The 15,827-nt window shown below is 44.3% G+C and carries 13 protein-coding genes; 5 read left to right on the forward strand and 8 right to left on the reverse strand.

What is annotated here, in order from left to right; all coding sequences use genetic code 11:
- Nucleotides 1-130: 130 nt before the first annotated feature.
- Nucleotides 131-607: a nucleoside deaminase gene (locus tag BJP37_RS31125; protein ID WP_075904737.1), complete on the reverse strand. Its 477-nt coding sequence runs from the start codon at nt 605-607 to the stop codon at nt 131-133.
- A gap of 160 nt (nt 608-767) precedes the next feature.
- The gene (locus tag BJP37_RS41750) at nt 768-911 is read right to left on the reverse strand and encodes a hypothetical protein (protein ID WP_198954236.1); all 144 of its coding nucleotides are present in this window, start codon (nt 909-911) and stop codon (nt 768-770) included.
- A 406-nt stretch (nt 912-1,317) separates the two neighbouring features.
- Here BJP37_RS41750 and BJP37_RS31130 point away from each other — a divergent pair, with 406 nt between their 5' ends.
- The 3 genes from BJP37_RS31130 to BJP37_RS31140 all read left to right on the forward strand — a co-directional run bounded on the left by BJP37_RS31130 (nt 1,318) and on the right by BJP37_RS31140 (nt 6,921).
- Nucleotides 1,318-1,944, forward strand: a complete 627-nt coding sequence (locus tag BJP37_RS31130; RefSeq protein WP_075904740.1) for a Uma2 family endonuclease — start codon at nt 1,318-1,320, stop codon at nt 1,942-1,944.
- Nucleotides 1,945-2,161: 217 nt separating this feature from the next.
- Nucleotides 2,162-3,574: a UDP-N-acetylmuramoyl-L-alanine--D-glutamate ligase gene (murD, locus tag BJP37_RS31135; RefSeq protein WP_075904742.1), complete on the forward strand. Its 1,413-nt coding sequence runs from the start codon at nt 2,162-2,164 to the stop codon at nt 3,572-3,574.
- A gap of 41 nt (nt 3,575-3,615) precedes the next feature.
- Complete coding sequence (locus tag BJP37_RS31140) at nt 3,616-6,921, forward strand: patatin-like protein (RefSeq protein WP_075904745.1); 3,306 nt, start codon at nt 3,616-3,618, stop codon at nt 6,919-6,921.
- A 364-nt stretch (nt 6,922-7,285) separates the two neighbouring features.
- Here the strand turns inward: BJP37_RS31140 and BJP37_RS31145 are convergent, their stop codons facing one another.
- The 6 genes from BJP37_RS31145 to BJP37_RS31170 all read right to left on the reverse strand — a co-directional run bounded on the left by BJP37_RS31145 (nt 7,286) and on the right by BJP37_RS31170 (nt 12,808).
- Nucleotides 7,286-7,693: an ArsR/SmtB family transcription factor gene (locus BJP37_RS31145; RefSeq protein WP_075904748.1), complete on the reverse strand. Its 408-nt coding sequence runs from the start codon at nt 7,691-7,693 to the stop codon at nt 7,286-7,288.
- Nucleotides 7,694-7,757: 64 nt separating this feature from the next.
- Complete coding sequence (locus BJP37_RS40360; protein ID WP_158069838.1) at nt 7,758-8,015, reverse strand: hypothetical protein; 258 nt, start codon at nt 8,013-8,015, stop codon at nt 7,758-7,760.
- Between the two features lie 218 nt (nt 8,016-8,233).
- On the reverse strand, nt 8,234-9,310 hold the full coding sequence (locus BJP37_RS31155; protein ID WP_075904753.1) for a glycosyltransferase family 4 protein: 1,077 nt from the start codon (nt 9,308-9,310) through the stop codon (nt 8,234-8,236).
- A gap of 49 nt (nt 9,311-9,359) precedes the next feature.
- Complete coding sequence (locus BJP37_RS31160; RefSeq protein ID WP_075904755.1) at nt 9,360-9,737, reverse strand: hypothetical protein; 378 nt, start codon at nt 9,735-9,737, stop codon at nt 9,360-9,362.
- 75 nt (nt 9,738-9,812) lie between these two features.
- A complete protein-coding gene (locus BJP37_RS31165; RefSeq protein WP_075904757.1) occupies nt 9,813-11,282 on the reverse strand; it encodes a hypothetical protein in 1,470 nt (489 codons plus the stop codon).
- A 1,331-nt stretch (nt 11,283-12,613) separates the two neighbouring features.
- Nucleotides 12,614-12,808 (reverse strand): hypothetical protein, encoded by a 195-nt coding sequence (locus BJP37_RS31170; protein WP_075904759.1) that lies wholly within the window; start codon nt 12,806-12,808, stop codon nt 12,614-12,616.
- 48 nt (nt 12,809-12,856) lie between these two features.
- Here BJP37_RS31170 and BJP37_RS31175 point away from each other — a divergent pair, with 48 nt between their 5' ends.
- Both BJP37_RS31175 and BJP37_RS41755 read left to right on the forward strand, forming a co-directional pair.
- Entirely contained in the window at nt 12,857-13,216 is a 360-nt protein-coding gene (locus BJP37_RS31175; protein ID WP_214607786.1) for a hypothetical protein, read from the forward strand.
- A gap of 18 nt (nt 13,217-13,234) precedes the next feature.
- Nucleotides 13,235-15,553: an SLBB domain-containing protein gene (locus BJP37_RS41755; protein WP_198954237.1), complete on the forward strand. Its 2,319-nt coding sequence runs from the start codon at nt 13,235-13,237 to the stop codon at nt 15,551-15,553.
- Nucleotides 15,554-15,827: the final 274 nt, after the last annotated feature.

Consider the following 15,827-nt stretch of genomic DNA (forward strand, 5'->3'; position numbering starts at 1 on the left):
GCAGGAATTGAACTTCAGACCGAATGTCTAGGTTTGTGTAAGATTCATGATGCAGAACAACCAGGAAGCCGAAGAAGTGATTCATTGGAAGCGATCACCATAATCTTTGATTTGGTGTAGGAGGATGTCACTAATACTCTACCTTATCGGTTTTATCTTGCCATTCTTGGAAAGCTCTTAAGGCTTCATCCCGCATCAATTGAATTATTGGAAGTTTGCGATCGCTTATGGGCAAGTCCAATTCCTCGTAAATGAACTGGTCATCAAATCCAATTTGAGCCGCATCAGCTTTAGTATTGGCATAGTAAACCTTGTCCAGCCTAGCCCAGTAGATCGCCCCGAGGCACATCGGGCATGGCTCACAGCTAGTATAGAGTTCGCAACCGGTCAGTTGAAAATTCTGTAAGACCTTGCAGGCATCACGGATAGCTACAATTTCAGCATGTGCCGTAGGATCATTCGTGGAGGTGACTTGATTATGAGCTTTGGCAATAATCTCTCCATCCTTGACAACCACTGCTCCAAACGGACCTCCCTTTCCAGACCTAACGCTGATCACAGATAGAGCAATGGCCTCGTTCATAAACCGACTGTTGGGCTGTGTCATGAATTTCCATGGTTTAGAATTCTCGCTTCGCCATCATACCTCAGTAGTCAGGAGCGGAATTTTGAAGAAGGTGGGTTACGGGGCTTTCAAAGACTGATTGCTAATCCCTCAAAATCTTTCCCGCGCCTCACCCACCCTCCGTAATAGCTAGGGGTTTGTCTTAACCTAGGGTCATTTTGATGTGCTGCATAATTTGCTGCTTCCTAGCCTCTGAATATAAGGAAGGCTGCTGCTGAGGCAGTTCCGTAGTTTTCTGCAGGTGCTCCATGATTTTCTGTTTGCGTTGTTCTTCTGAAGTAGCCATAGTTAATATGTTGAGAAATATTGCATTACATTAACTTATGTTAAGATTAATCGGCTCAGATGGCAAGCTCAAATCCCCATATTCCCCTCAGGCTTAAAGCTGCTGGAGTTTTTGGGGTGCTAAACCCAGCATCTGTTGATATTTGTTGATTTTTGATATAATTAAAGTCTTTAAATGCAATCCCAAAGTTCTTCTCAATCAGCTGGTGGTTGCGATTGCGTTCGCGAAGCGGTTCTTTTGGAACATTGAATTGTCCACAATCCCTGTCAAAAAATTTTTTTCTCAGCTTGATAGAGAGGATGCTTAGCAGTTATCAGCACTTTGTAACTTACCCAATTGATAACTGCTATAGAGAGTAATTCTATACTAAAAAAATGACCTATTATTAACTTCGGAGACCAAACTAATGGTAGTGACAAAACCGAGAGCAGATCGGGTGGTTTTACATAACATTTCCTGGGAACAGTTTGAAAATCTGCTGCTGGATTTAGGTGACCATCGCTCTGCTCGTTTAGCCTATGATTATGGTACCATTGAGATTATGACTCCTTTACCTGAACATGAATATTATAAAGAGGTGATTGGTGACCTAGTTAAAGAGCTGGCAGATGAACTAGATTTCGACTACGAAAGTTTAGGATCAACAACCTGGCGGCGAGAGAGTAGCTTAGCTGGGGTAGAAGCAGATAATTGTTTTTATATCCAAAATGAAGCGGCGATTCGAGGCAGGTTGGACTTAGATCTCAACCAAGATCCCCCGCCAGATCTCGCTCTAGAAATTGATGTAACTAGTAAATCACTGCCTCGTTTGCCAATCTATTCTCGCTTGGGAGTCCCAGAAATATGGTGCTATGATTCTGGCAAACTAACAATTTACTTACTGCAAGAGGGTGAGTATGTAGAACAAGCAAAGAGTAGGGTTTTTCCTGAGTTACCGATTCAAAAGCTTCCTAGTTTAATTGAGCGCCATCGGGCTGATGGTAGGCGGGCAATTCGGCGAGCAGTGCGAGATTGGGCAAGGAACTATTTTTAAAAGATTCGATATTTTTGGATAATATTTAAGTCCTATTAATGTCAAGTAATAAAGAATTATAGCGTTGATAATACTTATAAAGTAAAGTCAAATTTATTCCCCCTACTCCCTACTCCCTACTCCCTACTCCCAAAAAGTAAGTAACTTATCCAATTGAAAACCGCTATAACTGCTATAGTTAAAACGGCAAACCATCAGATGCACTACCAATCAAAGTATGCCTAAGGCTGATGTTATTGGATTAGGACGGTCAGGTCTTGCAGCCGCAAGACTCCTCAGAAAAGAAGGTTGGGATGTCACTCTCAGCGATGCTGCTAGCCCTGAACGTATCGCTGCACGTTATACCCCAGAAGACTGGCAACACCAACAACAACAGCTTGCCAGAGACGGAATTAATCTTAAACTGGGTTATTCCCTAACCCTAGACTCTTCAGACTTACCCCAGCTGATTGTAGTTAGTCCCGGTGTTCCCTGGGATATACCAGTCTTAGTTGCGGCTAGGACCCAAGGCATTGAAACCATAGGGGAAATTGAACTAGCTTGGCGTTATCTCCAATCCTGTCCATGGGTAGGTGTTACTGGTACTAACGGCAAAACTACTACCACCTCCCTGATTGCTGCTATTTTTCAAGAAGCTGGTTTCCATGCCCCCGCCTGCGGTAACATTGGTTATGCCGCTTGCGAACTCCTCCTAGCACCAGAAATCACGGGTAAACCCCAGGAAACATCCCCAATCGATTGGGTAATTGGGGAAATCAGTAGTTACCAAATCGAATCCTCCAAAGACCTTGCTCCTCGTATTGGTGTCTTGACAACCTTGACCCCTGACCACCTCAGCCGCCACAAAACCCTGGAAAACTATTATGACATCAAGGCGTCTTTACTGCGTCGGTCCCAGTTACAAGTTATCAATGGGGATGACCCTTACCTGGGTAATTTGGGAGTAAACTATTGGCCCGATGCCTATTGGATTAGTATCACAGCTGGTCAGGGGGACAGGAATTTTAAACCTTGGGCCTACATCCAAGATGACTGGGTGATAGCAGACTCAGAACCGATCTTGCCAGTGAAATCCTTACAAATGGTCGGAGATCACAATCGACAAAATTTATTAATGGCAGTGGCAACGGCACGATTGGCAGGAATTGAAAAAAATGCGATCGCATCCGCCATTGCCAAGTTTCCTGGTGTACCCCATCGCCTAGAAAAGGTGATTACCTGGCAGGGGATAGACTTCATCAATGATAGTAAAGCCACCAACTATGATGCGGCTCAAGTCGGTTTAGCCTCAGTAGCTGCACCCACTATTCTAATTGCTGGTGGGGAAGCCAAAGCTGGTGATGATACCAGTTGGATTGAGACCATTAAACTCAAAGCAGCGGTTGTCTTACTCATTGGTGAAGCTGCACCTGCTTTTGCGGCACGCCTTAAGGAAGCTAGCTATTCCAGTTACGAAATTGTGGAAACTATGGCGAAAGCGGTACCAAGAGCAGCAGAACTAGCTCAACAGTATAATGCTAGTGTTGTCCTGCTTTCTCCCGCCTGTGCTAGCTTTGACCAATACCAAAGCTTTGAACATCGGGGGGATGATTTCCGCAGGTTGTGTCAGCAGCACCTTACTACTATTTAGCCAGTAACTAACGGTAACGTCCCTAATTGGAGAGCCATATTATGTCTAGCCAAAACTTTAGCAAGCCAGAATTTAGCAGAGAACTGCGCTTAGGACTAGTGGTTTATGGTGGAGTCTCTCTAGCGATTTATATGAACGGTGTTTGCCGCGAATTTTATAATGCTGTTCGCGGTCGAGGTATCTATAAACTTGTTAAAGCTCTCACCGATTCTGATATTATTGTTGATATTCTCTCAGGCACGTCAGCGGGAGGGATTAATGGGGTTCTGCTTAGCTACGCTTTGACCAATAGTAGTCAGGATGAAGTCATCGATTTTGAAAACTTTGCCCAAATTTGGCGGGAAAATGGCAACATCCGCAAGCTCATGCATAAACCTAGCATTACTCAAGGTAAAAATGATGGAGAATCTATTTTAGATGGCAAGGGCTACTATCAAGATGCACTAGCTAAAGCCTTTGAACAAGGGCAGAGTAATAAAAAGAAAGCACCCTCAGACGAGTGGGTATCTTCATTTAATGAATTAGATTTATTTGTAACAGGAACTGATGTTGTAGGACGGGTTGATACCGTTTTTGATGATACCGGACGGGTGATTGATCTTAAAGACCACCGCACGATTTTTCATCTCAAGCACCGTCAAGGTCGCAAAGAGCCCTTTAATCCCAATTTTAACCCAAACAATTCAACGGTTGAAGATACCTATCAAGCTCTGGCCAAACTGTGTCGTATTACATCCTGTTTTCCAGTTGCCTTCCCTGTAGTTACCGTTGAGTTAGATAATCCTAGCAATCAGGTCGATGCCAAGTTAGTAGAATGGGGAATCCTGAAGAATCGCAAGTTACCGGAAACCCCTCCAACCGGTGGGTATCAATTGCACTTTGTGGATGGAGGTGTGCTAGATAATCGGCCTTTCAGTTACACCATCAAAGAAATGTATTATCGTGCCGACTATTATCCAGTTGAGCGCAAGTTATTTTATATCGATCCCAGTCCAGATAATTTTGCTGGCAGCCAAAAGTTTAATCAGATGCCAAAGCCTGATGTCTGGGAGGTAATCCAGGAGTCGTTGTTAGGAATGCCGACCTATGAAAGTATTAGTAATGATTTGGGGTTAATCAAAGACCGTAACCATAAAATCCAGCGCTACCATTCTCTGCTAGCCGATGCGGAATCCCCCTTATTTGCTAAGGCTGACAACTCCCAACAGACAACGCTCCCAGTTGAGACGGGAATTTATTGGCGTAGTCGTATGATTAGCTTACGCGATCGCACATTACCTCTAGTCTTGAGAATGTCTCAAGTCAGTAGCACCAAATCTTACCAAGAAATATTAAACAAGCAAGTCCTTTTAGATAAAATAGCTAAGCTACTGACCCAACACATTACTGAACCGGAAAAACGGGAAAATCACGACATTATTCTCCAAGACCCTAGTCAACAGATTAGCAATCTCGATATCGACTATGCCTTAAGAAAGCACTTCTATATCGTTAAAAAAGTTTGTCAGTTGATGAATCAGGAGCCATCATTATCAGAGTATAAAATGCTCCAATCCCTAGCCTTAAGGCTAGGTCGTCACATTAAACTCCTAGAAGTCCTTAAGATGGCATTAACTAAGCTGTTGAATCATCCCCAGGTTAGTCAATCCTTCTATGATATGATATCATGCTTTCAAACTAATCAAAGTTCAGAGTTTATAGATAATCAACTGCTTAGTGAGATTTACAACCGTCTAATTCGGTTATACCGTTTCTTGCTCGATGCTGAGGGGCTAGCAGAATTTGTACCACAAAACTATCAGCAATCCTATTTAGAGACAGTCCCAGCCTATTTATTGCAAAAATTACCAGAAGAAGCAGCAGAACAATTAGCCGCTAACTCTGAAACCCAGACAGTTGGAAAAACCACCATTGACTGGTTGCCCCAGCGGCGAATTTCCAGCATTTTTGAACAATTTAAGCAAAAAGTTAATCAAGTAGAGCAAGAACCAAATCAACTTCAAAAAATCTGGCTTGCTGAAAAATTTAAAGATAACGATAATGAAAATAATGGAAACGAATACTCCTCGGTTTTGTGTAAAATAGAGGAAGCATCAGAGAAATTTATTGAACTAAGTGGGCTAAATCAGTCTGAAGAACTCTTGACTCGTTTTAAACGATTTCGAGAACTCGATCAAGTTTTGTATCCCTTTGAGTATCTATCTGAAATTGAGGAAAAAAATCTGATCGAGACGATTCGGATTAGTCCAGATGATGCTCAGCTGGGTTTTGGTAAAGGGCAAAACTTAGATAGTAAACTGGCGGGAAATACCTTAAATGCGTTTGGCGGTTTCTTTAAGAAGTCTTGGCGTTCCAATGATATTATGTGGGGGCGCTTAGACGGATTAAACCGGATCGTGGAAGCGTTACTTACTCCTGAGGGGATTGCTAAGTTTCCTAATTTTTTGAAACGACAAGCTCAAGAATATAACATACCTGAAGCCGGAGAAGAATTTGAACAGTTTAAAGAACAGTACTTAGATTTTTTAATTCAAGAGTCTTTCCCTAACGCTACCGCTGATCACCAGGATAAAATTAAAGGTCATCTACGTAAGCTGGCGACTCCTAATCCAGATATTTCTGAGGATTATCTCAAAACAATACTGGATGATTTAGTGCTAGAAGGACATCGTGATATTCTCAGCACTGACCTACAGAATGTGATTGAAGATGAAATTTCTGAACAACTAGAGTGGAGTCAACAGCGAGTTCAACCTGCTGCTCCTAACGATAGTCAAACCACAAATCTAACCACAAGTCTAACCACCAAACCCCAGTATAGTCTAGTTCAGGGTAGTTTTAGTGAAACCATTAGTCTACTAGCAGCTCAGGAATTAGCTAGGAAAAGCATTGACTCCTTACCCCAGGGTAAAGAAACGTTCTTTCTCAACCATTACCAGGTGGGTTCAGAGACATTGTCAAAGGATATTCCCACTACTATCCTAACAAATCTCGCTACCCGAGCTGCCCTGATTGTGCGAGATCTGCTGATCACTGTATTAGGCGATCGCACTCCAGGCTTCGGTAGTAGTTTGATCTATCAAGTCTTGAATACATCCTTACAACTATTTTATTGGTGGCAACAGATTAGCCAATCATCAGGGATTAAAAAGGGTGATGGTAGTCGCCAGAAGTTGATTTACCTGGTAGTGCAAGTAGCCTTGTTGCTGATTGCTGTCCTGTCTGTGGTTATTATCCTATATCGGTCATGGATATGGTTTGCGATCGCATTTCTGACTGGCCTGTTGTCTTGGCTTTTAGGGAATCCTTGGAAAGCTATAAAAGAACGATTAATTATCAAGAATTAATTATCAAGTATGTGTGCGTTGACGTAGCGATTCTCCTTTGGAGACACTACGTCAACCCATAGCTGTTTGCCCCATCTCCCGCTAACCATTTCGGGCAAAGCCCGACGCTGCGCGAACGGGTATACAGCGGTTTGCAATTCAATTAGGTACAAAGTTCTGGGTTTTTAGGGAGCAGGGACTGAGGCCGTGGGCCACGCGGGGCGCGTTCGGAGCAGGGAGCAGGTAAGAGGGAATAGGGAATAGGGAAAAAATTCAGTGTACTTGATAGTTATGCAAAGCGCCGTAACGGGAGGGGAATTGGAGTTGAATGATGGGCAATAGTTCGGGACTAATCACAATTACCAATTACCAATTACCAAGGTCCCTAAAAAGATTGCTGCATCGCTTTGAGTTGCTCTAGCTGTTGATGTTGTTGCTTTATTTGCAGTGACAGGGAATCACACACTAGCTCACATAGCTCAAAGATAAAGGGATTAGCTATTTGGTAAAAGACATTGATTCCTTGTTGATTGCGAGTGACAATCCCTGCTTTAGCCAGGATTTTTAAATGCTTGGATACATTGGCTTGACCTAAGCCTGTTTCTTCGATAATTTGACTAACATTTTTGGAGCCGGACTTCAGACAACAGATAATCTGCAAGCGACTTACTTCAGATAAGACTTTAAAGAAATCAGCGATCAGAGTCAAGGAAGTAGGGGATAACTGGGATATCTCACAGTCTGGAGGTTGCTCAGTCCTCAGAGAGGATTTTGGCAAAGAACTTTTAAGCATAATAGATTGGCTGACAGTGGTAATCAGGGCTAGGCTTTATCTATTATATTATTATACGGTAGTTTTAGGGAGTAGGGAGTCGGGAGTAGGGAGTCGGGAGTCGGGAATCGGGAATCGGGAATCGGGAATCGGGAATCGGGAATCGGGAATCGGGAATCGGGAATCGGGAATCGGGAATCGGGAATCGGGAATCGGGAATAGGGAATAGGGAGTCGGGAGTCGGGAGTCGGGAATAGCGATGTATCGCTTTATTACTCTCTAATACTGCTAAGGTAAAAGCGTATTTTTGCCTATCTAAAAACTTTATTAATGGCCTTGACAAAAAACGCTTTAAAAGAAATTACTTAAATCAGAAAAATAATAGCTAAAATACCATCAATACAAAAAAAATAAAGATACAATAAAAAACAGGCGTTACTGATTAATGGGATGATTGAGGGTAATTAGTAATTGGTAAGCTGTTGCCCATTTAAATTGGATATTATTCAGTTATAAAAATAACCCCCTGCTCCCTGCTCCCTGCTCCCTGCTCCCTGCTCCCTACTCCCTACTCCCCACTCCCTCTTTCATTGAAGAGCCATCAACAGACTCCCATGCTCTCCAACTGACCAATCCCAGTAAAATTGTTGTACTACCAACAATTACCGGACTGCGAGGAAACTGAACACAGACTAGCGCTAAACTGCCAACCCATAAGGTCAAAGCGTAAATCACTAACACCGTTAGTCGATGAGACAAACCTGCTTTTAATAAACGATGATGGAGATGCCGTTGATCCGCCTGGAACGGTGAGCTACCGTTATATAATCTCAGGGTAATCACCGCAGACATATCTAAAAGGGGTACAGCCAAGACCAGCAAAGGTAAGAGCACTGTGGTAGCCACTGCCGCCTTCACCAATCCCATCACACTTAGGCTAGCGATGGTGAAACCGATGAAATAGGAACCACCATCTCCCATAAAAATTTGGGCTGGATTGAAGTTATAGTACAAAAATCCTAATAAACTCCCTACTAATGCCGCACTAATTAGTGCTGCCTCAGTTTCCCCCATGAACAAACTGAGGAGAAAAATCATCACCCCAGCAAGACCAGCCACTCCTGAAGCCAAGCCATCCAGTCCATCAATCCAATTTATGGCGTTGACAACCCCTGTTAGCCAAAAGACCGTAAGGGGTAAGCTCAGCCATCCTAAGTCGATTATTCCCATTCCTGGAAGACTAACAACGCTAATCTCCAGCCCCATTTCCCAAGCGACACTAGCCACTGCCGCTTGCAGTAACAAGCGCGTTAAGGGCGATAAAGTCACCAAATCGTCGGTGACGCCAATCAAGAAAAAGCAGAAACTGCCGAGAACAACTGCCCAAACCTCTGAAGAAACGCCAGGGGGAAAATCAGCCAACCCTCCTAGACTCCATACTAAAAACAGAGCAAGTAAGGTGCCAGCAGCAATAGAAATTCCCCCTAAACGCACCATTGGTTGTCGATGCACTTTCCGCTCGGCTGGTAAATCCGTGTACTGATACTTGATGGCAGCCGCTTTAACTATCGGAATAGTATTAAAAACAATTAAAGCGGCAACAATGAAGGCAACTACATAATATCCAGAGGAAACCATGGTGCAATGGCGTAAAAATTACCAGCTCTGAGAACTAAGATTTACCGATTTACTGAGGAAGGACAGGTGGCTCAGGAAAGCCTTCGACAACCCCAGCAGCTTCGGTTAGTAACTCGCCCAACTCTGAACAATTAGACGCCGCACAAGCTTCTATCTCCCCGAAAAGCCGTTGAGCATTGTCGTACAAATCAGTATACTGTCCGACTCCTTGTTCAACTCCTTGGCGGACTTGCTGGCGGATTGCCCGGCGAACGCTAAACCTGATAATCCGTGCGATTAGACCTGTATTGTCTGACGCATTCGTCCCGGTAGTATCTGAATTATTATGTTGAGCCTGGGCAGGCAAAACTGAAGTGGATGCCACCGCCAAAGCAGTGATTGCCATAACACTGGCACTTTTAGTTTTAATTGAGGGCATGAGTTTCATGATTTACCTCTGTGAATTTACCTCGGTGTAACCTGTTAGCTTGCCTTAACGGCAGTTGAGACCTAAACCGGAATTTTAGAAGATCAGATCCAACAGAGAGATCACATCCCCTACTGAGCCACCAACACCCACAACAAAACGGGCTCCGTCCCCTGCACCAACAATATCTCTTACGGCGGGAGTAATTGTCAGAGGGATATTTTTAAACGGGACGATGGATGCACCGATGGCTAAATCTTGTCCCGTCCACTCCGTAATTAAACTTACCCACGGGAGCACTCCCACACCTACAGTACCAAAGACACCAATACCGTTTTCCTGATTATTAATCTGTTCTTCACTGCGAAACCGACCTGTACCAGCCCCGACAGTGACTACTGCCAGACCAAAAGGGTCACGAGGGTCAGGTCTGAGGGGAAGCACCTTGGTAACTGCTCCATAGTAGGTATTCTCGAAATCATTAAATTCAGTGGGACTATCTTCCGGTAATCGTCCCACGTTAATGATTCCTTCTCCTCCTAAAGCAACAGCCCATCCCGGATCAAATTGAGTGTGTATTTTGGCATTAACACCTCCACTCCCAAAGGGTCGGCTACCACCAAAACTAGCCACTGTATAGGACAACTGTACTCCCACTGAGTCGGTCGCATCCCCAAGACCAAAGCCAAATCCTAAGGTTCCATCCATACCACCTCCGAGCAAACCACCGCTACCACCGCTATAGCGCGTACGAGATTGAAAACTAAATCCTGTAAAACCTTGGAACTTGTCAGCCCCAAATCCGGAGGGATTGGAAAGGCTAAACCCCGGAGAAACTGAAGGGAGCTTTTCTAACTCAGCCGCTACTTGGTAAGACTCTAGTTTTTCTCTGTACTCGCGAAGTTTCTCTTGAATTGATTGCGGAATTGGAGAAGGGTTTGGAGATTCAGAGGAGTCAGTGGTGTCACTAGGGTCACTAGCGTCACTAGATTGAGACACTAGTGTGCTCGATACTGGCTGATACGATGTATAGGATGATCTATAGGCTGGAGTAACCTCAGCACCACTGGTTCTAGAATTCCCAGTCAACGATGAAGTAGACCCTAACCATGGACTAGAAAAACCGTTTTTAGTAGAGGTTAATCTTCCTGGAGTTATACCAGTTTCAGTGGTTACCTTGGGAACTGAGTTAACTGGATAGTTAACTGGATAATTAACTGGATAATTAACGTGATTACCAGCAGCTCCTAACACTGGAGTAGCGACCTTAGAGATGGCACCGAGGTGGTGAACTGGTTCTGGACTAGTGTTAATCTCACGGTTAGTAGTACTGAGCCCCACAGGAGTTGCTCCCAGCAGTACCTTTACCGATGGACTCTTAACAGTAGGATTAACAGTAGAAACAGAGGTTCCTAAATCCTTGTAGTTAGAGTATGAATTATAGGCAGCGCGGTCTTGGGGGTTTCCCCCATGAGCGACTGCCGCAGTTGCTGGAGCTTGACCCCCAATAAACCAGGGAGTTAACACCGAAAAACTGTAGGTTGCAAGCTTGGAAATGTGAATCATGCCTTAAGCTGACTCTGAAGTTGAGTGTCAGTCCGTAACGTTTGAATAATATAGGTGTGGTGTAGCGTACTCCCAGAAAAATGATGCAGGAATTAACGTAAGATGCACTCAAAACCTGTTAATAACTCGGAGCCAATTAGTTAGTGACTCTAGCAAGAGTTTTTCTCTTATTAGCTGATCAATAATCAACTCGATTTAGTTCTCGTATCACTTCTACTAACCTTGAATATAACATCAGGAATAATTTCATTTTTGTATTTATTTAATTTCAAAATATTTTTTAAAAAGTTATTATTATTGATGGAATTAATATATGTTTAATTTATAAATTATTGGAGGTAAAAATTACTGAATTTTAGGGAGTAGGGAGTAGGGAGTCAGGAGTCAGGAGTCGGGGTAACAAACTTGAATATATCTCATAAGTATGGAAAACACTATATTTATTTGAACGCTATCAAATAAAAAAAAGGGAGTAGGGAGTAGGGACTAAGGCCGTAGGCCACGCTTTAGGGCTTTGCCCAACCCTGCGCGTTAGCCTAGCGTGGCCTACGGCCAAACGCCAACGGAGCAGGAATGCATCGCTCTAGCATGCATGCCTTTTGCCTTTTGCCTTAAAAAAATCAGCAATTTCGCTTACTCGTCATGAAAATTGCTATACAGCGTTTTTCATAACTATTAGGTTCGCTTGACCCATTCGGAGGCGATTAGTTAGTGACTGTAGGAATAACGTTTATTCTCTTACAGCGTTTTTCCTAACTATTAGATGCCCTTGACCTTGGCGAATTTAATTCGCCACAAGTCGCACCTGAGGTAAACAGAATTTTTCCCTATTCCCTATTCCCTATTCCCTGTTCCCTGCTCCCTATTCCCTGTTCCCTACTCCCTACTCCCTATTCCCTACTCCCTACTCCCTATTCCCTATTCCCTACTTCAGAAGAATCCTGTAGGGAATAATCCTGATAACTACCCCAAGACCAGTATTAAGGATAGAGGTCTATTAACTTAGTCTATTAAGTTAGTTCCCTGTCGGGGGGTTTTAGGGACTGAGGCCGTGGGCCACGCTGCGCGAACGCTAACGGATCAGCAAAGAAGTAAAAAATCGGTGTGTGTACCTGATTAATACGAGAATTGCTATATAAGTAGTAACTATAAGCTGATCGGCATTTAAATTGGTTATTCCCCATTCCCTGTTGCCTGTTTCCTTTGACAAATTTAGGTATCCTAATCTAAATGGTGAACAGCTTAAAGTAACTATAAAGTAACTATAAAGTAACTATAAAGTAACTATAAATAGTGTTGAATGTTCAAAAACTATTGGTAACAGTTCAACATTAGACCTCTTGCAAAAGTAGTTTTCTGATAGTGTTTGTCTCAATTATTGTCCACTGTTCCCATATCCGCTGTTCCCTGTTCCCGACAACTGCCGCGAAGTCTATTATTGCTAAGACAAAACTAACAGCTGCATCTCCTAAAAGCTCTTTGACCTGGTGGGTGGAACGGGCATCTTTTAGGTACCCTTGACCCATTAAGAATTAAATTCGCGTAGCGGTGCGCGCCTCCAAGGGCGCGAGGGATTGCTCGCGCCCTTGGGTCGCACCTTTCGGCAAAGCCGATGCGGGGTGCGTTCGGGTCGCACCTGTGGAACGGGCATCTTGGTGGAACGGGCATCTTGGTGGAACGGGCATCTTGGTGGAACGGGCATCTTGGTGGAACGGGCATCTTGGTGGAACGGGCATCTTGGTGGAACGGGCATCTTGGTGGAACAGGCATCTTGGTGGAACGGGCATCTTGGTGGAACAGGCATCTTGGTGGAACGGGCATCTTGCCCGTATCCTCCCTCGGGGGGCTGTCCCGATTCCCGACTCCCGATTCCCGATTCCCGATTCCCTACTCCCTACTCCCTACTCCCTACTCCCTATATTGGAATTTGTTGAAATCCATCAAATAATCCCATGTTTAAAGCCTTAGTACTGATTCCCGTGTCAGCCGCCGCTAGCTATTGTATAGGGTATGGGCTGAGTAATAATTGGAATTACAACGATCATCCTATTATCCAACTGATTTCTGCTGATCAATCAACAAAGGTCAGTTTATTAAATCTCGGAAATCTCGGCAATCTCGGAAAAAACGATACCAATCCCCAAGAGTCACAAACCATTAGTAGACCACAACGGTTTCCTAAGGGAGAGTTTTCCCTGACTCCATCTCAGTTAGACCTAGGTAAGTCCCAGGCAACCCCACCAGCCCTTAGCAGACAAAGCCTGAGCCAACAAACCGTTGCAACGATTAAACCACCCCCCCTGCCTCCACCCCTTCCTAGGGTAACGGTTAGTCCGGCAGATATCGTTAAAACAGTACCGATTAAAACACTACCCATTAAAACACTACCGATAGAGCGAATTGTGGCTCGCTCCCTTGGCAGTGATTTGATCAAAATGCCATGGGAAACCGTGGAGCCAGCTCCAGTGAAGGTACCCAAAAAACCGCCAGCTGAGATGATTGCCAGCATCCCTAAGGTGAAGCAACCAAGCAAATCAAAGGTGCTAGCAAAGGCCAACACTACCAATCGACCTGTTATGAAATTAACCTTTAGCTCAGACCTGAGGTTAGTTAATGGTTCATTTTTCGAGATTTCTAATCAACCAGAAGATGATGTCGAGCTAATTGTTGCTGATGCCAACTTAACCGCTCCTGGGAAGTTAGCTATGCTTACCTTCAGGGAATTACTGCCGCCTCATGGTGAACAGCCCAGGGACAATTTTCCTGTTGTGACTGTTGCTACATCAACTATTGCTCAATCTACACCAACACCGTCTCAGGGTCAGTCGTCCTCAGGTCAGTCCACAGACATGGTACCTCTGCCCACCTTTGAGCAACCTACCCAGCCCCTACCATCCCCCCCAGGTCAGCCCACAGACATCCAACCTCTGCCCACCTTTGAGGAACCTATCGAAACCATACCATTCCCCAGTCTTCCTAACCTTACTACTCCTGCACCTCCTGTAGAGTCATTTAGCCCTGTGATTGACCAGAGCTATACCCTTGGTGCAGGAGATGTGATTCTAATTACTATTTTCAGGGTTCCGGAGTTTAGTGGCCAACAACAGGTTGGTGTGGATGGCTCTCTCAAGTTGCCCTTAGTGGGGAAACTGACCGTTGAGGGCATGACCTTAGAAGAAGCAGAATTTGCGATCGCAACTAAATATCAATCAGAATTGCGCTCTCCTGCCATCACTGTTAGTTTACTCCAAGCGCGCCCGTTACAAATCGCTATTTCCGGGGAAATTAAAAAACCAGGCTCCTACGTTTTACCCTTAATCAATAATACCCAGTTTCCCAGTATCGCTCAAGCCGTCCAGCTGGCTGGCGGGATGACCCAATCGGCGGATTTAGAGGCAATCCAAATTCGGCGTACTCAACCTTCTGGTATCACCGATACGATTAGGGTTAATCTCTCACAACTGCTGCAAGCCGGTGATTTGAGTCAAAACCTGATTTTGCGGGATGGGGATGTAATTATGATACCAACCACCACTGAGGTGGACTTAACCAAAACCGCTCAACTAGCAGCATCTAACCTAGCGAGCACTGACGCGATATCCGATGTGGCGGTGGTGGGGGAAGTCTTTCGACCAGGGGCTTACCGCTTAGGAGGAGGAGAAAATGGCGCTAGTCGCCCCACCGTTAGTCAAGCGATTCAAACTGCTGGCGGGATTAAACCCTCAGCTAACGTGCGGCAAATTCAAGTGCGTCGTCCCACTCGCGATGGCACAGAACAGCTGATTAACGTTAACCTCTGGAAATTATTACAAAAGGGCGACCTTAGTCAAGATTTGGCCTTGCAAAAGGGAGACACAGTGATTATTCCTACTGTCACAGAAATCACTGCCGCAGAAGCTGCTCAAATTGCCTCCACTAACCTTTCTCCAAATGTAATTCGCGTCAATGTTTCTGGAGAAGTGAAACAACCAGGAACAGTGGAAATGCCATCGAATACCACCCTTAATGAAGCGTTGCTTTCGGTGGGGGGATTTAATGAGCGCTCAGAAGAAGTGGTAGAGCTAATTCGTTTCAATCTCGATGGTAGCCTAACCCGACGGGAAATCCAAGTCAATTTAAAGCAAGGACTTAATGACGAAACTAACCCTCTACTATGGAACAACGATATTATCCTTGCTGGTCGCTCCCGTTCCGCCAGAATCACTGATACCCTCTCTAACATTCTCAGTCCGATTCTCCAAATTTTGTCTCCCTTACGTTTGTTGTTCTAATTTAGATATAGCGAGGCAACGGGGAACAGGGAACAGAGAACAGGGAGCAGGGAGCAGGGAGTAGGGAGTAGGGAACATAAATCAGTACTTTAGTTTTTTATTATTTATAGTTTATTTTTTTTTATTAACAGTTCATTAACTTTGAATTATCTAAATTTTTATCATCATGAGGTACATAATATTTTTTATGTTGCCTACTCCCTACTCCCTACTCCCTACTCCCTACTCCCTACTCCCTACTCCCTACTCCCTACTCCCTACTCCCTACTCCATA

The sequence above is a fragment of the Moorena bouillonii PNG genome, from assembly GCF_001942495.1.
GTDB classification, from domain to species: domain Bacteria; phylum Cyanobacteriota; class Cyanobacteriia; order Cyanobacteriales; family Coleofasciculaceae; genus Moorena; species Moorena bouillonii.